Origin of the sequence: Porphyrobacter sp. TH134 (genome assembly GCF_002855495.1) — a bacterium.
In the GTDB taxonomy this organism is placed as follows: domain Bacteria; phylum Pseudomonadota; class Alphaproteobacteria; order Sphingomonadales; family Sphingomonadaceae; genus Erythrobacter.
This window is the reverse complement of the sequence record NZ_PKRO01000005.1, coordinates 23,196-43,844: the sequence shown is the minus strand read 5'-3', so window position 1 is coordinate 43,844 and position 20,649 is coordinate 23,196. Positions and strand designations below refer to the sequence as shown.

Genomic DNA, 20,649 nt, shown 5'->3' with positions numbered 1-20,649 from the left:
GCCTTCATCGCTAGATAGTGAAAGCAGCAGGCCTCGCCCCGCGCTCTCTCGTTCACCGCCTGATAAGGAGCCGATTGGCACAATGTCCAGCATGGTCCGCACTTCTTTGTTCTCCTCACGGATTTATGCTGCTTTGGGGCTCATGCTGGCAGGCTGCACCGCCCTGCCCGCCGCTGCACAGGATTGGAGCGGCAACGATAATTTGGTGGCGCGCCAGCCTGCGGGCGTGGATGCGGCCATTGCGCGGTGGGAAGTACTTCAGGCCAGCCGCACCCACATGTTTGCCGACTATGCCGGATTTGTGCTCGCCTATCCCAGCTTTCCGCGCAGCGACATCCTGCGCTTGCGGGCCGAAGCGGCGCTCGACAACGAAGCGCCGCCGCAGACTGATCTCCTTCGCTACTTTGATGCCAACCCGCCGCTGACCAATCCCGCGCGGGCCCGCTATGCGCTGGCGCTGGCCGCCGTGCAGCGGCCAGAGGCGCTGGAAGCAGCGCGCAAGGCGTGGCGCGGCGGCACGATGAGCGATCCGGTTGAGCTTTATATTTCCGGGCTTTACGGCACGCAGTTCACACCGGACGACCACGCCGTCCGGATCGATGCGCTGTTGTGGCAAGGCAAGGCCGATGCCGCCGCCCGCCAGATCATGAACCTCGCCGAAGCCGACCGCCCGCTGGCGTTGGCGCGATTGGCCTTGCTGCGCGGCAGCCGGCCCGAAAGCGCAGGACTGATGGTCCCCGCCGGGGCGGAGGCTGAACCCGGTTACATGTTCAATCTCGTCAAGCATCTGCGCGGCGCCGGACAGACTTATGAAGCGGCGCGGGTGTTCACCAGCCGTCCCGGCTTCAGCCGCCCCGCGCTCGACCCCGAGGCATTTGTGGGAGAGCTGCTGAGCCTCGCGAAAGCCAGCGGCGCGCGCGATGCGGCCATGATCGCGGCGCGCACCGACGATCTGTTTGCGCCCGGCAGTGAACTTTCGGACATGAGCTTCACCTTGCGCGACCGGCTGACCGATCTGATGTGGCTGGGCGGCACGCGCGCTTTGTGGGATATGGGCGACGGCACAACCGCAGCGCCGCTGTTCCAGCGTTACGGTGATGCGGCCAAGACGCCGCTGACCAAGGCCAAGGGCTATTTCTGGGCGGGACGCGCCGCTCGCCAGGCGGGCAATCAGGCGGAGGCAGCGCGCTATTTCGAAATGGCCGCCCGCTGGCCCGATTACTACTACGGGCAGCTCGCCCTGTCGGCGCTGGGCCGCCCGATGCCCGGCTTTGCAGGCCTGCCGCAACCGGCCATGGATGCCAGCGTGCGCGCCGAATTTGAAGCGCGCCCGGTCGTCAAGGCGATCCGGGCACTGGCTGTCAGCCGCCGCGACTGGCGCACCGAACGGCGCTTTTTCGAAGCCTTGGGCGACGAAGCCAAAACGCCGACAGAAATGCTGATGGCAGCGATGCTCGCGAAGGAAGTCGGGCTGGACGAACTGGCCGTGGTGCTCGGCATGAAAGCGGGCGAAAACGGGCTCACGGGGTTGGAGCGGATCGGCTTTCCCACCGTCCCTACCCCGACCGTCAACGACTGGGTGATGGTCCATGCCATCAGCCGACAAGAAAGCGAATTTGATCGCACCCGCGAAAGCCATGCCGGCGCCCGCGGGATCATGCAGCTGATGCCGGGCACCGCGCGCGAGCAGGCGGGCAAGCTGGGCATGAGTTACCTCGCGGCGGATCTGACCGGCGCGCCGCAATACAACATCACGCTGGGCGATGCCTATTTCGCGCGCATGATGAGCTATTACGGCGGGGCCTATCCGCTGGCCGTGGGCGCTTACAATGCCGGGCCGGGGCGCGTGAACCAGTGGCTGAAGCTGAACGGCGACCCGCGCCGCGGCGAAATCGACTGGGTGACCTGGGTGGAAAAGATCCCCGCCAATTTCGAGACGCGCTATTACATCATGCGCGTCATCGGCAATGCGGTGACCTATTCGCATATGTATCCCGATCAGGCAGGCTTGCCGCGCCCGGTCGACAGCTTCCTGCGTTGAGGCTTTGATGAAACCGGCGGGGCCACCGATCACGCCAGCGGGGATGGCGGCGCTCAAGGCGCGGTATGACCTTTTGCTTGGCACCGAACGCCCGGCGATCGTTGAAATTGTCAGCTGGGCGGCGGGCAATGGTGATCGCTCGGAGAACGGCGATTACCTTTATGGCCGCAAGAAAATGCGCGAGATCGACCGGGAGCTGGCGCACCTCATCAAACGCATGAAGAACTTGCGCGTGGTCGATCCTGCCGCGCAGATTGACCGCAGCCGCGTGTTCTTTGGCGCGCGGGTCACCATCGCGGACGAGGATGACAACCACCAGACCGTGCAACTGGTGGGCGATGACGAGCAGGACGCAGGCCAGGGCCGGATCGGCTGGAACGCGCCGCTCGCCCGCGCACTGCGCGGTGCAGGCGTGGGCGATGTGCGGGTGGTTGCCCTGCCTTCAGGCACGCGCGAATGGGAAGTCATGGCCATCAGCTATGATTAGGCCTGCCGCTTTCGCCCTCCTCAGCCTCGCTCTCGCTGCGCCGCTATCCGCCCGCGAAAGTCTGGGCGTTTACGAAAGCTGGGCTGCGTTCAAGGACGCAGCCCCGGCGCGCTGCTATGCCATTGCCAAGGCCGCAGGGAAAAGCGCCGCGCCCGCCTATGCCACGGTCTCGGTGTGGCCCGACAAGGGCGTGCGCGGCGCGGTGCATCTGGTGTTGAGCCGCGAGGTCGCACCCAAGGCCCGTGTGCGGCTAAGCGTGGGCGACAAGCGGTTCGATCTCGTCGCCAAGGGCCGTAACGCGTGGGCCGCCGACGGGCGCGGGGACGCGGCCATCCTTGCGGTCTTACGTTCGGCAAGCCGGATGAGCGTGTCGGCCACCAGCGCCAAGGGCGGCGGGTTTACCGACCGCTACGCCCTTGCCGGCGCCGCCACTGCCATCGATGCGGCGAGTGTGGGGTGTGCCAGACGCTGAACGTTCTCCGCGTCCACCTTGATCCGGGGCGGGGATAGCCAAACACCACTTCTGCGACTATATGCCCGCTACTCATGGCCGATACTGCACTCATGTCTATTCCGGGCCTCGTTGACCCGGTTCCCGCCACGCGCGACATCACGCCGCGTGCCGATGGCCGCGTCGACCTGATCGGCCTGCCCCGCCCTCGCATCCGCGAACTGTTCGAAGAAGCGGGGCTGGACGCGAAAGCCGCCAAGCTGCGCGCCAAGCAGGTGTTCCACTGGCTCTACCACCGCGGCGTGACGGACTTCGAAGCGATGACCGACATCGCCAAGCCGATGCGCCCGTGGCTGGCGGAACGCTTCGTGATCGGCCGCCCCGATGTGGTCGAAGCCCAGCACTCGGTCGACGGCACGCGAAAGTGGCTGCTGCGCACCGCCGATGGCCATGATTTCGAGATGGTGTTCATCCCCGACGAGACGCGCGGCACCCTGTGCGTCTCCAGCCAAGTCGGCTGCACCCTTACCTGTTCCTTCTGCCACACCGGCACGATGCGGCTGGTGCGCAACCTCACCCCTGGCGAGATCGTCGGCCAGGTCATGCTCGCCCGCGACGCGCTGGGCGAATGGCCCAAGGGCAGCATGGTCAGCGATGCCGACGCGATCGACGAGGATGACGAGGCGGGTCACTACACCGCCGATGGGCGGTTGCTGACGAATATCGTGATGATGGGCATGGGCGAGCCACTGTATAATTTCGATCACGTCCGCGATGCGCTGAAACTGGTGATGGACGGCGATGGCCTTGCCCTGTCGAAGCGCCGCATCACGCTGTCCACCAGCGGCGTCATCCCCATGATGGAGCGCTGCGGCGAGGAGATCGGGGTGAACCTCGCGGTCTCACTCCACGGCGTGCGCAAGGAAGTGCGCGACGAGCTGGTGCCGCTGAACAAGAAATACGGCATCGACGATCTGCTTCAGGCCTGCGCCGACTATCCGGGCGCGTCGAACGCCCGGCGCATCACTTTCGAATATGTGATGATCAAGGACAAGAACGACAGCGATGATGACGCGCGCGAGCTTGTGCGGCTGCTCAAGCAATACAATCTGCCCGCCAAGGTGAACCTCATCCCGTTCAATCCCTGGCCGGGTGCGGGGTACGAGACGTCTCGGCCCGAACGTATCCGTGCCTTTTCCGCCATCGTGTTTGAAGGCGGCTTCTCCGCCCCTGTTCGCACCCCGCGCGGGCGGGACATCGATGCGGCATGCGGGCAGTTGAAGACCGCAGCGGAGAAAAAGTCCCGCGCCCAGCGCGACCGCGAGGCAGCCGAGGCAGCGGCGGACGCGTGAGCGCTGATCGCGATACAATCGCCTTCTATCAGGCGCGCGCGCCGCATTATGTGCTGAAGTTCGGACAGGCGCACTCTTACCAACTCGATCCGTTCCTTGACCGCCTGCCTGCCGGCGGACGAATCCTCGAACTCGGCTGCGGCGGCGGTCAGGATGCCGCACGAATTGCCGTGCGCGGCTTCACGGTCGATGCCACGGATGGCACCCCGGCGATGGTCAAGAAAGCCAATGAGCGCTGGAACATCGGCGCGCGCGTCATGCGCTTTGACGAGCTGGACGCCGAGGCCGCCTATGACGGCATCTGGGCGCATGCCAGCCTGCTCCATTGCCCCCGCGCCGTGCTGCCCGATGTCCTCGCCCGCATCCACCGCGCGCTTGTGCCCGGCGGGTGGTTCTTCGCCAGCTACAAACTCGGCGAGGAAGAAGGGCGCGATTCGCTGGGCCGGTTTTACAACTTCCCCTCTGCCGCATGGCTCGCTGCGCAATACGCCGCCCTGCCGGGCTGGGAAAATGCCGAAGCCCGGGAGTATACCGCAGGCGGGTTCGACAATATCACCCGTGACTGGATCGACCTTATTGTGAGGAAAGCATGACCCGCTGGACCGTCGAAGCCGTCTGCACCGGCACCGCTCGCCCCTTCAACGGCGCAGAAACCAGCGCAATCGCCAAGCGTCCGCGCGAAGGAGCCGTACAGATGCTGGCCGACGGCCTTGCGCCCGACGAACAGGCCGACCGCTCTGTTCACGGCGGCCCGGAAATGGCCCTGCACCTCTACCCGCTCGATCACCACGCATGGTGGCGGGCCCAGATCGGCGATCATGCCGCGCTGGACGAGCCGGGCGGGTTCGGATCGAACCTCGGCGTGTTCGGTCTTACCGAAGACATGGTTCATATCGGCGACCGTTTCGCTTGCGGGTCCGCGCTGATCGAAATCAGCCAGCCGCGCCAGCCGTGCTGGAAGATCGAACATCGCTTCGGCGCTAAGGGCATGGTCGCGCTGATCGTCTCAACGGGCCGATGCGGCTGGTATTTCCGCGTGATCGAGCCGGGTGAGGTGACCGCTGGCGATACGCTCGAACGGGTGGCTGTCGGTGCGACTGACTGGAGCGTAGCGCGGGTGTTTCGCGCGCTGGTCGCCGGCAAGGCGACGCCGGAGGAACTGACTGAACTGGCCGCGCTCGACACGCTTACGCCGCGTCTGCGGGCCAAGGCCGCAGCCCACCGCACCTGAGCAACGGTTCATCCCAAAGCCTCATATCCTGAACAAATCTGGCGGTTTCCTGAAAGTGCCGTTCATCCTGCGTTCGCGTAACCTGAACGAAAAGGGGGTCGCTCCATCGGGGAGCCGCCACTAGGAAACGGATTATGAAACACCTTGCTCTCCTTGCCGCCGCCGGTTCGATGGCGTTCTTCGCTGCCCCCGCGCAGGCCGCAGAACTGCCCGCGGCGCCGTCCTCCCTGTTCGCAGGCTACAACGTCGCCCCGGCCGACTTTACCCCGGTCGCTGCCTATGGTGACGACTGGCGCGATGATCGCCGCGACTGGCGCCGTGATCGCCGCGCCGACCGCCGCGAATGGCGGGAAGATCGCCGCGATTGGCAGCGCGAACGCCGCCTGAGCCGCAATGACCGCGTGTGGCGCGGCAATGACGGTCGCTACTACTGCAAGCGTGACAACGGCACCACCGGCCTGGTGGTCGGCGCGATCGGCGGGGCCCTCGCGGGCCGTGCGGTCGACACCCGCGGTGACCGCTCGCTCGGCACGCTGCTCGGCGCCATCGGCGGCGGTCTGCTGGGCCGCGAAGTCGACCGCGGTGAAGCCCGCTGCCGTTAATTTGCAACAGGGGTGGGACTGGTTTCCGCACCATTGGAACTGTTTCCGCCCCTTTGCACTTGCCCCCCCTCAGAAGCAGCCAACCCCAAAGGACCTGCCATGAAGACTTTCGCCATCATTCTCGCCGCTGCCGCTGCCACGCTGCCGGTCGCAGCCGTGCCGGCCCACGCAGCCGAACTGCCGCGCACGGCCGCTGCCACCCCGCCGGCCTTCGCCGGGGTCGCAGCCCTTTCTCTGCCGGGCAGCGACATTGCCGATCACAGCAAGCGCAAGCGTGGGCGGATCTATGATGATCGCGGCCGCTATTACGAACCGCGCCGTCTGGGCCGCAAGGATCGCATCTGGCGCGACGGAAACAATTATTACTGCCGCCGCGACAACGGGACCACGGGTCTTGTGATCGGCGCCGGTGTCGGCGCACTGCTGGGCCGCACGGTCGACACCCGCGGCGACCGCACGGTGGGCACACTGCTCGGCGCGGTTGGCGGCGGGCTGCTCGGCCGCGAGCTTGATCGGGGCGAGCTGCGCTGCCGGTGAATTTTCTGATTTGATCCGCCGAATGCCGCTGGCCTGCCGCCAGCGGCGTTTTTGCCGGGTCTGCATTCACAGGCGAAACGGCCGCGCTGCGCTCCCCGATTGAAGCGCGGCCCCCGCCCTGTTAGCACCGCGTCATGCCCCAAACAGCAAAACCTGCCGCATGACCCGCCCTGCCGTGCTCATCACCGGCGGAGCAACCCGGATCGGTGCGATGATGGTGCGCCGGTTTGCGGATGCGGGATGGCATGTCGTCATCCATTACCGCACGTCCGGCGCCGCAGCCGAAGCGCTGGCCGCTGCTCTGCCGTCTGCCGAGACAATTGCCTTCGACCTAGCCGACGATGCGGCGGCAGTGGCATCTGTGATGCAGCTTGCAGCGCGGCTGCCCGGCTGGCGTTGCCTGATAAACTCCGCTTCGGTGTTTGATTACGATGGCGGGGCGGATCTTGATCCGGCGACCAACCGGACAGCGATGCAGATCAACGCGCTGGCCCCTGCCCGCCTTGCCCAGGCCTTCATTGCTCATTCTGCCAGCCCGGCGGCGCGCTGCGTGATCCATGTCACGGACATGAAGATCGAGAATACCAATCCCGATTTCTTCAGTTACACCATGTCGAAGCACGCCTTGGCCGCCACCATCGGGATGCTGGCAAAAGGCCATCAGGGCAGCGGCGTGCGCGTCTATGGCCTTGCGCCGGGCGCCATCCTTGCCAGCCATGACCAGCATGAAGCCGAGACCGAGATTTCGCACCGGCTGAATCTGCTCGGGCGCAAGACCGGCGCTGACGAGATCGCCGATGCGGCGCTGTTCCTGGCCAGCGGCGTGCTGGCCAGCGGGCAGACCCTGTTCATCGACAGCGGCCAGCATCTGCTGGACCAGCCGCGCGATGTCATATGGCTTGCCCGCGAACAGGCTCAGGCGCTCGCACAGGCTCGGGGGGCAAGCTTGTGAAGCAGCACGCGCTCTCGACCCGGCTGTGGCACTGGGTCAATGCCATCGCGATCATCGTCCTGTTCATGACCGGGCTGAACATCTCCAATGCGCACCGTTATCTGTACTGGGGCGATTACGGGTTCGATCCCAAGGACGCCTGGCTGAACGTGATCCGGTTTCCCGGCTGGGCGACGATTCCGCAGCACTATAACCTCGCGCTGGCCCGCGACTGGCACACGGTTGCAGCGTGGCCGTTTGGCGCGGGGCTGCTGTTCATCTGGATCGCCATGCTGACCAACGGACACTTCCGCCGCGACCTTGCCACCACCCCGCGCGACTGGAGCTTGCGCGCGGTAATGGCATCGCTCAAGGCGCATGGCGGCGGGGAAGCAGCGCCGGGGTACAACCCGGTGCAGCGCATTCTTTATGGCATGGTGTTTGGCGTGCTGCTGCCGCTGATGGTGTTTACCGGCCTTGCCATCAGTCCGGGCTTTCAGGCTGCTGCGCCCTGGCTGCTCGAATTGCTCGGCGGGCGGCAGAGTGCCCGGTCCCTGCATTTCGTCGCCGCCTGGGGCATTTTCGGGTTTTTCGTCATCCATCTCGCGCTGGCGCTGGCCAATTGGCGGCTGATCCTGGCGATGGTCACCGGCGGCAAGTGCCATGCGGCAGAGCCTGCCCCTGCCCCGCCGCCATCACCCTCAGACGAAAGCCCTAGCCATGGTTGATCTGCCGCGCCGTTCGCTGCTCGCCGGGATCGCGGCCTTGGGCGCGAGTGCGTGCGCCAAGATCAACGAGAGCGAGACCGCCAAAAGTCTGTTCAAAGCCGCTGAGGATGGTCACCGCGCCGTTCACCGCGCGCTGGCGGGCAAGCAGGGTCTTGCCCCCGAATACACCCGCGCGCAGCGCTCCCCCACGTTCCGGGGGAATGGCTCGGTCACGGTTGCCGATCCGTTTTATCAGGAGCAGTTGGGCAAGGGTTTTCCCGACTGGCAGCTGGAGGTGCGCGGGCTGGTGGAGCGGCCGCTGCAGCTGAGCCTTGCCGACATCCGCGCCCTGCCGCAGCGCCCTCAGATCACCCGGCACGACTGCGTCGAAGGCTGGAGCGCGATTGGCGAATGGCAAGGGCCGCAGCTGGCGACGCTGCTGGACGCAGCCAAGGTGCGGCCGGAAGCCAACTTTATCGTCTTTCGCTGCGCTGACGTGCTGTATGGTCGGGACTACTACGAGAGCATCGACATGGTCGACGCCTACCATCCGCAAACGATAATCGCCCATGCCTTGAACGGTGAGCCGCTGCCCGAAAAGAATGGCGCCCCGTTGCGGATGCGGATCGAACGGCAGCTAGGCTACAAGCAGGCCAAATATCTCAAGGCGATCGAAGCGGTCGCCAGCTTTGATGATATCGGCCAGGGCAAGGGCGGGTTCTGGGAAGATGTTGCCGGATACCAGTGGTACGCCGGGATCTAGTCCTTCGGATGCAGTCGCAGCATCGCCTGCCAGTCTGCGGCGATGATGTCTTCCAGCACTGCCAGATCAATATCGGCCAGCCGGTTCACATAGAGGCAGCTCTTGCCCATTGCATGCTTGCCCAGCTGCGCCAGTAAACGCGCCTGCGCCTCTGCCGCCGCCGCGTCGCTATAGGCAGCTTGCAAGTAGAGCGAATGTTTTGCCTTTTTCGGGCTGAACCCGCTGCGCATCCAATGGACATCGCGGCCGCTATCGTAAGTGGTCCGGTATTCGCCGTAGCCGATGATGCCTGCACCCCATAGCTTGGGTGTTTCGCCCGTGACCCGGCGGAACAGGGCATCCAGCACAGCGGCCTCATCGCGTCGGGCCTGCGGCTCAATGGCGGCAAGGAAGGCTTCGGGTGATCCGGTGGTCATGTGCGCGCGCCTCGCTGATGCTTGCCCTTTTTGCCCGCACGATGCTGCAACTGCGAGCTTGCGAAAGCAGCCTGATGCGGTAACCAAACGCCAGTGAACCATGAAAGGAACGCGATGAGCAAGTCCCTCCTCGACCGGTTTTTATCGCGCGCCGTCAAGCAGGGCCAGCTCGGCGTGGTGTTCGCCGATGGCAGCGCCAGCACCTATGGCGCGCCGGCCGCAGGCTTTCCCGATATCGTCGTGCGGCTGACCGACGACCGGGTTCCGCGCGACATCCTGCTCGACCCCCGGCTTGGCGCTGCGGAGGCTTTTATCGATGGCCGCCTGGTGATTGAAGAGGGCGACGTGATGGGCTTTGTCAGCCTGTTTCGCGCCAACAATCCATGGGACAAAGGCGGCGATATTGGCCCGCCCAGCACCGTCAAACGGCTTATCAACCGCGTCACCTTTGCCGCCGAACAGATCAACAATCGCGTTGGGTCCAAACAGAACGTCGCGCACCACTATGATATCGGCAATGATCTGTACGCGCTGATGCTGGACGATGAGCATTGGCAATATTCCTGCGCCTACTGGGCGGAAGGCGTGACCTCGCTGGCGCAGGCGCAAGGGGCCAAGTTGGCGCATATTGCCAAAAAGCTCGCCCTGACTGCCGGCCAGCATGTGCTTGATATCGGCTGCGGCTGGGGCGGGATGGCAATCCATCTGGCACAGCACCACGATGTCCACGTCACCGGGATTACCCTGTCCGAAGAACAGGCCGCCCTCGCCCGTGAACGGGTGCGCGCAGCCGGCGTGGCTGACAAGGTCACGATCCTGCTCGAAGATTACCGCGATACCGCAGCGTCGGGCCGCCGGTTCGACCGGATCGTGTCGGTCGGGATGTTTGAACATGTGGGCCGCGCGCAATTTGAGCAATTCTTTCAGGCCTGCGCCACGATGCTGGCGGATGATGGCGTGATGCTGCTGCACACCATCGGCCGCTTCGGCGGGCCGGGCACCACCGACGCCTTCACCCGCAAATACATCTTCCCAGGCGGCTACATCCCTGCCCTGTCCGAGACGCTGGCCGCATCCGAGAAATTCCGCCTTATCGCCTCTGACGTGGAAACGCTGCGGCTGCATTACGCCAAGACCATCCGTGCGTGGTATGCCGCCTGTATGGAACACCGTGACAAGATCATCGCCCTTTATGATGAACGGTTCTTCCGGATGTGGACCTTCTATCTCGCAGGGGCGGCGACGGTGTTCGAGAACGGGGGGATGGGCAATTACCAGATCCAATACGTCCGCAGCCGCCATGCCCTGCCGATCACGCGCGATTACCTGCTGGGCTAAACGCGCGTCTGCTTGACAAGCGCAAGACTGGCTGCAACCGCGCGGCCCGCCTCTTCTCATCAGGAAACCTCTCATGGCCCAGCCCCAGAAAGTCGTCCTCGCCTATTCCGGCGGTCTCGATACCAGCGTGATCGCCAAGTGGCTGAGCGTGGAGCGCGGGCTGGAGGTCGTAACCTTCACCGCCGATCTCGGCCAAGGCGAAGAAATCGAGCCTGCTCGTGCGAAAGCCCGGGCCATGGGCATCCCCGATGATCACATCTTCATCGAGGACGTGCGCGAGGAATTCGTGCGCGATTTCGTCTTCCCGATGATGCGCGCCAATGCCCGGTATGAAGGCGACTACCTCCTCGGCACCTCGATTGCGCGGCCGCTGATTTCCAAGCGACTGGTCGAAATCGCGCACCAGACCGGCGCGGATTTCATCGCCCACGGCGCGACCGGCAAGGGCAATGACCAGGTGCGGTTTGAACTTAGCGCCTATGCACTCGACCCGGACATCAAGGTCATTGCTCCGTGGCGCGAATGGGATCTGACCAGCCGCACTTCGCTGATCGCATGGGCGGAAAAGCACCAGATTCAGGTGCCCAAGGACAAGCGCGGCGACAGCCCGTTCTCGACCGATGCGAACCTGCTCCACACCTCGTCCGAGGGCAAGGTGCTGGAAGATCCGTGGGAGGAAACCCCCGACTACGTCTATTCGCGCACGGTCAATCCGGAAGACGCGCCCGACGTGCCGGAATACATCACGGTCGATTTCGAACGCGGTGACGGCGTGGCGCTCAATGGCGAGGCGATGTCGCCTGCCACGCTGCTGACGGCGCTTAACGAACTGGGCCGCAAGCACGGCATCGGGCGGCTCGATCTGGTCGAAAACCGCTTCGTCGGCATGAAGTCTCGCGGAATGTACGAGACGCCGGGCGGCGAGATCTACGCCCGCGCGCATCGCGGGATCGAGCAGATCACGCTGGACCGGGGCGCGGCGCATCTCAAGGACGAGCTGATGCCGAAATATGCCGAGCTCATCTACAACGGCTTCTGGTTCAGCCCCGAGCGCGAGATGCTGCAAGCGGCGATCGACCATTCGCAGGACAAGGTCACCGGGACCGTGCGGCTGAAGCTCTACAAGGGTCTGGCGAGCGTGGTGGGCCGCAAATCGCCTTACTCGCTCTATTCCGAAGCGCATGTGACGTTTGAGGACGACGCCGGGGCCTATGACCAGAAAGACGCGGAAGGCTTCATCAAGCTCAATGGCCTGCGCTTGCGGTTGCTCTCGCGCCGCGACCGCGACGCCTGACCGGACCCTCGAAAACCGAGTCGGACTGCTTTTTGTAGCGGTCCGGCAAGTCCGATAGCCCAAGTCGGAAGGCGCTTTGCCGCGCCTTCGCGCCCGGTCCCCAAGCACTCCCGCGCTATTTACGCCGAGCTGTTGAGTTATCCACTCGTGTCCACAGGGCAAATCGCCACTGGTGGAAAACTAGTCCTGCGAAATGTTGTCGGACCGCCGATTCAGGCGCACCTTCAGCTTGTCTTCGGGACAATAAACAACCGGAACATAAAGCCGCAAGGACTTGAAGTTATGGTAGTTTTACACCCAAGGATGGCGGTGACATTCGTCAGCGCGCTCATCGAGAGACGGCATGCAAGAGGCTTCGGCTGAATGCAAGCAGCCTCGCTGATGATGAGTGCTAGGGCATGACACCGGACAGGCCAAGCAACTGGTCGGACTGACGAACAGCGGAAACGGCGCAAGCCCCAAGCCGCAGCACATCCGTCCGATAAAGGAACGAGGCCTCGGCCAAGCGAATGCGCGAGGCGGCGCGAACCGGATGACTTCGGTCAAAAGGAGACCGCACGGCCCGCAGGCGCAAAAGCCGGATGCCGGCGCGAGCGCCGGTGACGAGGCTCTGGTACAGCCGGTCGCAAGACTGGACGGTCAGGGATTAGACATCGGGCGCCAAGCATGGCCCGCCGCGATTGAGGCAGAAGGTTCGCCGGACGCCGCCAATGCGAGGGTCATCCACACGCCGGTGAGAGTGGGGTCGGCAGCGATGCCGGCCCCATTTGCATTGCGGCCCGGCCAAAACGACCGATCCGGTTGGCAGCTTCCATATCGATTCGCTCCCCTGCCGAGCGCCCAAAACCGGGTTCGCGGCCAATTGTTCCTCATCGCTTCGTCGCATTTCTGGGGCAGTTCGTTCCCCACCGGAACCACCGCGTCGACGAAATCCCAACCTGGTTTGCCTTTTGCGACTGCTGCCCTGTATCGGCGCTGGCGATGCTTTCATCAGTCTCCATCTCCGGCCTTGATGCCCGCCGCCTCGCCAAGCGGAGCTTGCAGGCGCTGGCGCTGTTCAGCATGTTCGGCCTTGCACCGATGGCTGCATCAACCGCTGCAGCGCCCAGTGCTCCCGCCGCCGGGATTGAGCCTGCCACCAGCGCCGCCATGATCGAACTGATGCCGGTGCAGCCTGCCATTGAAGGCGGGGAGATCCCAGCCTTTCTGCAAGACCCCGCCCCGTCTGCACCGCAAGAGACGATCATCGGCAGCGGCAGCGCATCCTATTATGCCGCCAAGTTTGACGGACGCCGTACGGCAAGCGGCGAACGGTTCGATAATGACGCGATGACCGCAGCGCACCGTACCCTGCCCTTCGGCAGCCGCCTGCGGGTTACCAATCCGGCCAATGGCCGCAGTGTGGTGGTACGGGTGAACGACCGCGGCCCCTTCACGCGCGGACGGATGATCGATGTCAGCCGCGCCGCAGCCGAAGAGCTTGGCATGGTTGCCCGCGGCCATGCGACGGTCGACATTGCGCTTCTTGCCGACTGACCGCGTCAGCGATTGTCCGAATAGGTCATTCCAAGGCTCGCCGTATCGCCGGTGATTGCCAGTTTCAGCCGGGCCATCTGCGTACTGGAAGTATTGCGCAGCAGCGCCATCTCGCCCGGCCCAAACCGCGCATCGACCGCGTCGCCCGGAGCGATCACCCCTTTCGCCACCGCAGCTGCGCCTTCAGCCTTCCTCAGCACGAGCACGGCCACGCTACCAGTGTTCCTCCCCGTGACAGCAAAGCCGCCATCTTGCCCGCCGCCCAATTCAAAGGTTTGGCCAGCCTCGATTTGCAGATCGGACGACAACGAACCGGCCCGCACCGCCGCTCCTGCCCCAACGAGCAAAACGGCAGCCGCGATGGCCGAAACCGAACGATGGATCTGCAAACGCAAAGCGGGATACTCCTGCTTATCTGCCGTGTGGCTTCATATAACGCGGCAAAAAGCAAACGAGATCCACAGGCCTGACGAAAGCGGCGCAACTGCCCCTTGCGCACTGGTTGCACGCGGTTATCCCCTAAGGTCGTCACGCAGGGATGTCAGGGGAATGGCGCTATCACACTCACGCTGATCGTGCTGTATGTTGTTGTCCAGATTGCGCTCGCAGTGTGGGCCGGGCGCGGGGCGAGGTCGGATGCCGATTATCTGGTGGCCGGCCGCTCCCTTGGCCCGTTCGCAGTGGGCATGAGCCTGTTTGCAACCTGGTTCGCGTCCGAAACCCTGATCGCCACATCGGGCGAAGTCGCGCGTCAGGGGCTGGCAGGCGCCAGGGCCGAACCGTTTGCCTATGCTATCGGCATTCTCGCCATCGCGCTGTTCTTCGCGCACCGGCTGCGGCGCGGCGGCTATATTACCATCGCCGATTTTTTGCGTGACCGGTTTGGCGCGGGAACCGAAAGTCTGGCAGCGATAGTCATCGCGCTTAGCGCGGCGACATGGTCAGCCGCCCAGCTTTTTGCATTCGCCACGATCATATCGAGCGCGTCCGGCCTCGACTTCACCGGCGCCCTGATCGGAGCAACGCTGCTGGTGATGGGCTACACGCTGTTCGGCGGCCTTGCCGGCGATGTGGTGACCGATATCCTGCAGGGCGCCGTCATCATTGCGGCCATGGTGATCCTGTTTGTGCTGATGGTGCAGGCCTCAGGCGGTGTGGCCGCCATGTGGGCCGCTGCCCCGCCTACAGTCTGGAGCTTTACCGCACCGGGAGAAAGCTGGGTGGACCGCGCCGAGCTGTGGCTGATCCCGATTGCAGGCACGATGGTAAGCCAGGAAGCGCTGTCCCGGACACTGGCCGCCCGCACGCCCGAAGTGGCGCGGCGCGGCGCTTTTCTGGCCGCGGCGATCTACCTTTGCGCAGGCCTGATCCCGGTCAGCTTCGGTCTGTTCGGCCCGCAACTGGCACCCCTTCTGGGCGTGGAACTGGGCGCGGACGAGGCCTATCTGCCCAGCCTTGCCCAAGCCCTGTTCCCGCCGTGGCTGCTGATCATCTTCACCGGAGCGCTGGTGTCCGCCATCCTCTCCTCGGTCGATTCCGCTCTGCTTGCGGTCTCGGCGGTGGTGACGGAAAGCGGCTTTCGCCGATGGCGTCCCGATGCAACGCCGTTGGCGATGCTGCGCGCCGCACGCGTATCCACAGTGGCCGCGGCGGCTGTGGCAGCAGGGCTGGCGTTACAGGGGGAATCCTTGCGCAACCTTGTGCTGGATGCCGGTGCCATTGCGGCCGTGCTTGCCGTGCCGATCATCGCTGGTCTGATCAGCGCACCGCGATCGCCGCGCGCGGCCGTGGCTACGGTGCTGGTGCAGATGCTGGTGCTCGCCGTGCTGGATTGGGTCATGGGCATGACCGGCGCATTTTTGTGGATGATCGCGGCCGGGACAGCGACCTATATCGGCCTTGCCGTGCTGGACCGAGCGCGCGCACCGGGCAACAGCAGCGCCGCTCGCTAGAAGATTTCGCGGCAGGCCAGCCCTTCCACCCGCGCAACCGGGCCGCGTCGCCAATATACCGTGCCGATCGGTTCGCGGCTTGGCGGCGCGTAATGCGCGGCAATAAAGGCCCGCAGCACCGGATCGCGCAGCATGAATTCATCAAAGCTGAAAGCCCCGCCGCGTCCCGGAATGCCGGGGCTCGCCTGCATGACGATCAGTTGCGGAGGATTGCAGCGGATATCCTCTGACATTGCTGCGAGCAACTGCCCCTCAAGCCGCTTGAGCGCCGGGCTGGTGCGCCCCTGCGCTTCGGCCACGGCAATCGCATAAACGATCCGCAGCGAATAATTGCGCGACACCCACGCGATGTTTTCCCGGCCCCGCCGGAAGACCGCACTGGCATCGAAATTGGCGATGAAGACCCCCTCACCCGGAGCGACCTTATCAAGCAAGGGATCTTCGGGCGCGCGCGCCGGGCGGTACGGGAACATCAGGGCGACCACTGCTGCCAGCAACGCGCCGCCCAGCGCCAGATCGCGCGGCGCACGCCGCCGCATGACCCGAAGCCCGAGCGCCACCGCCATCGCGCCGGTGGCCGGGATCGCATGGTAATCCCACCCCTGCTTTTGCACCACGTAGCTGATGGCAAAGCCAAGCCACACCAGCAACATGGCGGGCAAAGCCGCCTCGGTTGCCGGGCTTACCGCGCGCAGCGCTTCCCTGCGCGTAACCCACAGAAACAGGCCGGCGATGGCCCAGAACACGACGTAAGGCTTGATCAGGGTGAACACGAGGCTCGCCTGCACTGCGAAATAACCGGCATCAGCCATCGGCAGGATGACCGTGAACAGCCCGCGCGCAAGCATCGCCACGGCGACCGCATAGGCCAGTGCCAGCACCGCCAGCACGATCAGTTCGGGCCGCCACGGGCGCCAACGACCGCGCTGATGGACCATCACCCAGCCTTCCAGCAGCAGCGGAGCAGCCAGAAAATGCGGTTTCAAAGCAAAGCCATAGGCGGCCAGAACAGCTACACCCACAGCCAGCATCGGCGCAGTCGCCACCCCCGCCCGGCGCCGCGCAATCAAGCTGGCGTAAGGCAGGCTGACAATAAGAACCAGTTGATCGCGCTGCCCGGTCAGAGCGGCGGGCATGATCACCGTCATGGCGAACACCAGCAGCATGATCGCTAGACGCTCGGGCTCGGTCCGCGGGTTGAGCAGGTGCGCCGTCAGCCAGGCACACACTGTGCCCAGCAACACAACCACCCCCGTCAGCAACGTCCCCCACGCGATCCCGGTGCGCTGCGACAGCCATTCGAGCGGCATCGCCGACCAGAACCACAGCGGCGGATTGAGATCCCATATCTCGGTATACAGCTTTGATCCGCCGAGTATTTGGCGCGCGATCCAGAACTGCCAGCCCACATCATCAGGCTGCACCATGCCGTGGATAAACGCCCAAGTGAGCACCGCTGCGGCGACCAGTACGAAACCGGGATAGTTTTTCACGCCGCTTGCCCCCTTTGTGCGACCGCCATCCGCCTTGCCGTCGCTGGGCAAGCTGTGCCGCTCACTCCGGCAGGCGTCAACCCGCGCAAGGGCCAAGCTTGAACAGGCTGGACCCGTCCGTTTTACGAGAGTCTTTTCGGCTTTCAGTGCCCTCGAACGCTTTGCGATCTTTTCAGGCGCCGCACACCAACTCCCGGCCTCGGTACCTGCCCCGGCAAAGGGCGGGGTCAAGGAAGGGGGGAAGAAGCAGTCCGGGATTGCGCTGTCCTGTTCGTGTCTTCGCGTAATCCGCACATCGTGACGTTTCGGATCGGCAGCGCTCGCCCCTCCATCACCTTCGGTGGTCCCCCTCCCCCGGAAGCGCAGCTGTCCCGCAGGGACAACGGGAGGATCACCGCACCAGCAACGGCGCCAGATACTGCCCGGTAAAGCTGCGCGGCTCCTTCACCACCTTCTCCGGCGTGCCCTCGGCCACAATCTCCCCGCCCCTCACCCCACCTTCCGGGCCGAGGTCGATGATCCAGTCGGCAGTCTTGATAACGTCAAGGTTGTGCTCGATCACCACGACCGAGTTGCCGCCCTCCACCAGCCGATGCAGCACTTCGAGCAGCTTGCGCACGTCCTCGAAGTGCAGGCCCGTGGTCGGCTCGTCGAGGATGTAGAGCGTCTGCCCGGTCGAGCGGCGGGCGAGTTCCTTGGCGAGCTTCACCCGCTGCGCCTCGCCGCCCGATAAGGTCGTCGCCTGCTGGCCGACCTTGACGTAGCCGAGGCCGACCTCGTTCAGCATCCGCATCTTCTCGCGGATCGGGGGGACGGCCTTGAAGAATTCCTCGGCGTCCTCGATCGTCATATCGAGCACGTCGGCGATCGAGTGGCCCTTGAACTTCACTTCGAGCGTTTCGCGGTTGTAGCGTTTGCCGCCGCATTCCTCGCAGGTGACGTAGACGTCGGGGAGGAAGTGCATCTCGATCTTGATGAGGCCGTCGCCTTGGCACTTCTCGCAGCGGCCGCCCTTGACGTTGAAGCTGAAGCGTCCGGGCTTGTACCCGCGCGCGAGGCTTTCGGGGAGGCCCGCGAACCAGTCGCGGATCTGGGTGAAGGCGCCGGTGTAGGTGGCGGGGTTGGAGCGCGGGGTGCGGCCGATGGGGGACTGGTCGATCTCGATCACCTTGTCGCAATGCTCGAGCCCGGTGATGGCGTCATGCGCGCCGGCGATTACCCGCGCGCCGTTGAGCGTGCGCGCGGCGCCGGCCTGCAGCGTGTCGATGGTGAGCGACGATTTGCCCGAGCCCGAGACGCCGGTGATGCAGGTGAAGGTGCCCAGCGGGATCTTGGCGGTGACGCCCTTGAGGTTGTTGGCGCGCGCGTTCTTGACCACGATGTGCTTGCCATTGCCCTTGCGGCGCTTGGCCGGCACGTCGATCTTGCGCTTGCCGGTGAGGTAATCGGCGGTGAGCGACCCCTTGGCCTTGAGGATCTGCTTCAGGGTTCCTTGCGCGACGATCTCGCCGCCGTGGACGCCGGCCCCAGGGCCGAGGTCGACGATGTAGTCGGCGGTGCGGATCGCGTCCTCGTCATGCTCGACGACGATGACGGTGTTCCCGAGATCGCGCAGGCGTTTGAGCGTTTCGAGAAGGCGGTCGTTGTCGCGCTGGTGGAGCCCGATGCTGGGTTCGTCGAGCACGTAGAGCACGCCCGACAGGCCCGAGCCGATCTGGCTCGCCAGCCGGATGCGCTGGCTCTCTCCGCCCGACAGCGTGCCGGAGGTGCGGTCGAGGTTGAGGTAGTCGAGGCCGACGTTGTCGAGGAAGCCCAGCCGCTCGTTGATCTCTTTCAGGATCGCCTTGGCAATCTGGCTTTGCTGCGAGGTCAGCTGCGCATCAAGAGCAAGGAACCACGCCTTGGCATCCGCGACGCTCATGGCGACGGGCGTGGCGATGTCGGTCCCGGCAATCTTGACGCTCAGTGCCTTTTCGTTGAGCCGCTTGCCGCCGCAGGTCTCGCAGGGCTGCGCCGTTTGGTACTTGGACAGTTCCTCCTGCATCCACGCGCTTTCGGTCTGCATGAGGCGGCGGTTGAGGTTGCCGATGACGCCCTCGAACGCCTTGTTGACGGTGTATTCGCGGCGGCCATCCTTAAAGGTCAGCGGCACCGGCATCCCGCCCGTGCCGTGCAGGATGATGAGCTTCTGGTCTGGCTCCAGCTCGGCCCAGGGTGTGGTGAGGGTGAAGCCGTAAGCTTTGGCGAGGCTGGCGAGCACCTGCATGTAATAGGGCGACGGCGGATTGGACTTGGCCCACGGCACCACCGCGCCCTGCTTCAGCGTCAAGGCTTCGTTGGGGACCACCAACTGCGGGTCGAACAGCATCTTCTCGCCAATCCCGTCACACGCGGCGCAGGCGCCTTGCGGAGCGTTGAAGGAGAACAGGCGCGGTTCGATTTCCTCGATGGTGAAGCCGCTGACCGGACAGGCGAACTTTTCCGAGAACACGATGCGGTTCGGCGGCAGGCCTGCGCCCTTCATCGCCTTGCCCGCTTGCGCTTCGTCCTCGCGGCCCGGCACCACGCCATCGGCCAGATCGACATAGGCCAGCCCCTCAGCCAGCTTCAGCGCCTGTTCGAAGCTTTCGGCAAGGCGGGTCTCGATCCCGTCCTTCACCGCGATCCGGTCAACCACCACTTCGATGTCGTGCTTGAACTTCTTGTCGAGCGCAGGGGCCTCTTCGATCGGGTAGATTTCGCCGTCAATCCGCACGCGGGTAAAGCCCTGCCGTTGCCATTCGGCGATTTCCTTGCGGTATTCGCCCTTGCGCCCGCGCACCACCGGGGCGAGCAGAAACAGGCGTGTGCCTTCCGGCAGCTCCATCACCCGGTCGACCATCTGGCTGACGGTCTGCGCGCTAATCGGCAGGCCGGTTGCGGGCGAATAGGGCGTGCCCACACGCGCCCACAGCAGCCGCATGTAGTCATAGATTTCCGTCACCGTCGCCACGGTCGAACGCGGGTTGCGGCTGGTCGTCTTCTGCTCGATGCTGATCGCGGGCGACAGCCCGTCGATATGCTCCACATCGGGCTTCTGCATCATTTCAAGGAACTGGCGCGCATAGGCGCTCAAACTCTCAACATAGCGCCGCTGGCCCTCGGCATAGATGGTGTCGAAGGCGAGGCTCGACTTGCCGCTGCCCGACAGGCCCGTGACCACGATCAGCGCGTCGCGCGGCAGATCAATGTCGATACCCTTGAGGTTATGTTCGCGCGCACCGCGCACGCTGATTGTTGTAAGGCTCATGGGCGTGACGTGTTCCGGAAATGTTCGCATGGGTCAAGGGCGGCGCATCGGGGCGCACACCGACCATCCACAGATGGCGACGACTGCCCCGCCATGCAACGGGCATCAGGCAGGTTGGTGCCCGAAAAGCGATGCAATCTTATGCCCTGCGCCTGGACTGAAACCACCCTGACGCCCAAGGCACAAGAATTTTACTCTGGTATTTCAGGGTTTAACATTGCCCTAACCG

Annotated in this window: 19 protein-coding genes; 15 read left to right on the top strand and 4 right to left on the bottom strand. The window is 64.6% G+C overall.

Annotation, left to right across the window (positions count from 1 at the left end):
- Window positions 1-91 precede the first annotated feature (91 nt).
- The 11 genes from C0V72_RS03740 to C0V72_RS03690 all read left to right on the top strand — a co-directional run bounded on the left by C0V72_RS03740 (window position 92) and on the right by C0V72_RS03690 (window position 9,102).
- A complete protein-coding gene (locus tag C0V72_RS03740; protein WP_233999764.1) occupies window positions 92-2,041 on the top strand; it encodes a lytic transglycosylase domain-containing protein in 1,950 nt (649 codons plus the stop codon).
- 7 nt (window positions 2,042-2,048) lie between these two features.
- On the top strand, window positions 2,049-2,528 hold the full coding sequence (gene greB, locus C0V72_RS03735; protein ID WP_101791886.1) for a transcription elongation factor GreB: 480 nt from the start codon (window positions 2,049-2,051) through the stop codon (window positions 2,526-2,528).
- The gene (locus C0V72_RS03730) at window positions 2,521-3,000 is read left to right on the top strand and encodes a hypothetical protein (protein ID WP_101791885.1); all 480 of its coding nucleotides are present in this window, start codon (window positions 2,521-2,523) and stop codon (window positions 2,998-3,000) included. The genes greB and C0V72_RS03730 overlap by 8 nt, the downstream gene beginning before the upstream one ends.
- Window positions 3,001-3,074: 74 nt before the next feature.
- Entirely contained in the window at window positions 3,075-4,331 is a 1,257-nt protein-coding gene (gene rlmN / locus C0V72_RS03725) for a 23S rRNA (adenine(2503)-C(2))-methyltransferase RlmN (protein WP_101791884.1), read from the top strand.
- Entirely contained in the window at window positions 4,328-4,924 is a 597-nt protein-coding gene (locus tag C0V72_RS03720) for a class I SAM-dependent methyltransferase (protein ID WP_199797766.1), read from the top strand. Before rlmN ends, C0V72_RS03720 begins: the two co-directional genes overlap by 4 nt.
- Window positions 4,921-5,562, top strand: coding sequence for an MOSC domain-containing protein (locus C0V72_RS03715; RefSeq protein WP_101791882.1), 642 nt, complete (start codon window positions 4,921-4,923; stop codon window positions 5,560-5,562). Before C0V72_RS03720 ends, C0V72_RS03715 begins: the two co-directional genes overlap by 4 nt.
- Window positions 5,563-5,696: 134 nt before the next feature.
- Window positions 5,697-6,164, top strand: coding sequence for a glycine zipper 2TM domain-containing protein (locus C0V72_RS03710; RefSeq protein ID WP_101791881.1), 468 nt, complete (start codon window positions 5,697-5,699; stop codon window positions 6,162-6,164).
- A gap of 99 nt (window positions 6,165-6,263) precedes the next feature.
- Window positions 6,264-6,701, top strand: a complete 438-nt coding sequence (locus C0V72_RS03705) for a glycine zipper 2TM domain-containing protein (protein ID WP_101791880.1) — start codon at window positions 6,264-6,266, stop codon at window positions 6,699-6,701.
- A 160-nt stretch (window positions 6,702-6,861) separates the two neighbouring features.
- A complete protein-coding gene (locus C0V72_RS03700; protein ID WP_101791879.1) occupies window positions 6,862-7,653 on the top strand; it encodes an SDR family oxidoreductase in 792 nt (263 codons plus the stop codon).
- Window positions 7,650-8,360 carry a cytochrome b/b6 domain-containing protein gene (locus tag C0V72_RS03695; protein WP_101791878.1) on the top strand — a complete coding sequence of 237 codons (711 nt, stop codon included), beginning with the start codon at window positions 7,650-7,652 and terminating at the stop codon, window positions 8,358-8,360. Before C0V72_RS03700 ends, C0V72_RS03695 begins: the two co-directional genes overlap by 4 nt.
- Window positions 8,353-9,102, top strand: a complete 750-nt coding sequence (locus tag C0V72_RS03690) for a molybdopterin-dependent oxidoreductase (protein ID WP_101791877.1) — start codon at window positions 8,353-8,355, stop codon at window positions 9,100-9,102. Before C0V72_RS03695 ends, C0V72_RS03690 begins: the two co-directional genes overlap by 8 nt.
- Here C0V72_RS03690 and C0V72_RS03685 read toward each other — a convergent pair.
- Window positions 9,099-9,518, bottom strand: a complete 420-nt coding sequence (locus C0V72_RS03685; RefSeq protein WP_101791876.1) for a DUF1801 domain-containing protein — start codon at window positions 9,516-9,518, stop codon at window positions 9,099-9,101. The two genes, C0V72_RS03690 and C0V72_RS03685, sit on opposite strands and share 4 nt — an antisense overlap.
- A 114-nt stretch (window positions 9,519-9,632) precedes the next feature.
- Between C0V72_RS03685 and C0V72_RS03680 the strand changes: the two genes are divergently transcribed.
- The 3 genes from C0V72_RS03680 (at window position 9,633) to C0V72_RS16760 (ending at window position 13,686) form a co-directional block, all read left to right on the top strand.
- A complete protein-coding gene (locus C0V72_RS03680; RefSeq protein WP_101791970.1) occupies window positions 9,633-10,856 on the top strand; it encodes an SAM-dependent methyltransferase in 1,224 nt (407 codons plus the stop codon).
- 73 nt (window positions 10,857-10,929) lie between these two features.
- Window positions 10,930-12,150 (top strand): argininosuccinate synthase, encoded by a 1,221-nt coding sequence (locus C0V72_RS03675; RefSeq protein WP_101791875.1) that lies wholly within the window; start codon window positions 10,930-10,932, stop codon window positions 12,148-12,150.
- Between the two features lie 981 nt (window positions 12,151-13,131).
- On the top strand, window positions 13,132-13,686 hold the full coding sequence (locus tag C0V72_RS16760; protein WP_324761511.1) for a septal ring lytic transglycosylase RlpA family protein: 555 nt from the start codon (window positions 13,132-13,134) through the stop codon (window positions 13,684-13,686).
- Between the two features lie 5 nt (window positions 13,687-13,691).
- Here the strand turns inward: C0V72_RS16760 and C0V72_RS03665 are convergent, their stop codons facing one another.
- Window positions 13,692-14,081 carry a hypothetical protein gene (locus tag C0V72_RS03665; RefSeq protein WP_143704521.1) on the bottom strand — a complete coding sequence of 130 codons (390 nt, stop codon included), beginning with the start codon at window positions 14,079-14,081 and terminating at the stop codon, window positions 13,692-13,694.
- 180 nt (window positions 14,082-14,261) lie between these two features.
- On the opposite strand from C0V72_RS03665, the gene C0V72_RS03660 reads away from it, so the two are divergent.
- A complete protein-coding gene (locus tag C0V72_RS03660) occupies window positions 14,262-15,638 on the top strand; it encodes a sodium:solute symporter family transporter (protein ID WP_101791873.1) in 1,377 nt (458 codons plus the stop codon).
- On the opposite strand, the gene C0V72_RS03655 is transcribed toward C0V72_RS03660, so the two are convergent.
- Window positions 15,635-17,131 (bottom strand): hypothetical protein, encoded by a 1,497-nt coding sequence (locus C0V72_RS03655; protein ID WP_143704520.1) that lies wholly within the window; start codon window positions 17,129-17,131, stop codon window positions 15,635-15,637. The genes C0V72_RS03660 and C0V72_RS03655 overlap by 4 nt on opposite strands.
- A 391-nt stretch (window positions 17,132-17,522) precedes the next feature.
- Entirely contained in the window at window positions 17,523-20,420 is a 2,898-nt protein-coding gene (gene uvrA / locus C0V72_RS03650) for an excinuclease ABC subunit UvrA (RefSeq protein ID WP_101791871.1), read from the bottom strand.
- Window positions 20,421-20,649: the final 229 nt, after the last annotated feature.

Excerpts from the sequence above, each read along its gene's own strand:
- C0V72_RS03685 (WP_101791876.1), bottom strand. The coding sequence starts at position 9,518 with ATGACCACCGGATCACCCGAAGCCTTCCTTGCCGCCATTGAGCCGCAG.
- C0V72_RS03690 (WP_101791877.1), top strand. The coding sequence starts at position 8,353 with ATGGTTGATCTGCCGCGCCGTTCGCTGCTCGCCGGGATCGCGGCCTTG.
- greB (WP_101791886.1), top strand. The coding sequence starts at position 2,049 with ATGAAACCGGCGGGGCCACCGATCACGCCAGCGGGGATGGCGGCGCTC.
- C0V72_RS03730 (WP_101791885.1), top strand. The coding sequence starts at position 2,521 with ATGATTAGGCCTGCCGCTTTCGCCCTCCTCAGCCTCGCTCTCGCTGCG.
- C0V72_RS03705 (WP_101791880.1), top strand. The coding sequence starts at position 6,264 with ATGAAGACTTTCGCCATCATTCTCGCCGCTGCCGCTGCCACGCTGCCG.
- C0V72_RS03740 (WP_233999764.1), top strand. The coding sequence starts at position 92 with ATGGTCCGCACTTCTTTGTTCTCCTCACGGATTTATGCTGCTTTGGGG.
- rlmN (WP_101791884.1), top strand. The coding sequence starts at position 3,075 with ATGGCCGATACTGCACTCATGTCTATTCCGGGCCTCGTTGACCCGGTT.
- C0V72_RS03680 (WP_101791970.1), top strand. The coding sequence starts at position 9,633 with ATGAGCAAGTCCCTCCTCGACCGGTTTTTATCGCGCGCCGTCAAGCAG.
- C0V72_RS03675 (WP_101791875.1), top strand. The coding sequence starts at position 10,930 with ATGGCCCAGCCCCAGAAAGTCGTCCTCGCCTATTCCGGCGGTCTCGAT.
- C0V72_RS03700 (WP_101791879.1), top strand. The coding sequence starts at position 6,862 with ATGACCCGCCCTGCCGTGCTCATCACCGGCGGAGCAACCCGGATCGGT.
- C0V72_RS03715 (WP_101791882.1), top strand. The coding sequence starts at position 4,921 with ATGACCCGCTGGACCGTCGAAGCCGTCTGCACCGGCACCGCTCGCCCC.
- uvrA (WP_101791871.1), bottom strand. The coding sequence starts at position 20,420 with ATGAGCCTTACAACAATCAGCGTGCGCGGTGCGCGCGAACATAACCTC.
- C0V72_RS03710 (WP_101791881.1), top strand. The coding sequence starts at position 5,697 with ATGAAACACCTTGCTCTCCTTGCCGCCGCCGGTTCGATGGCGTTCTTC.
- C0V72_RS16760 (WP_324761511.1), top strand. The coding sequence starts at position 13,132 with ATGCTTTCATCAGTCTCCATCTCCGGCCTTGATGCCCGCCGCCTCGCC.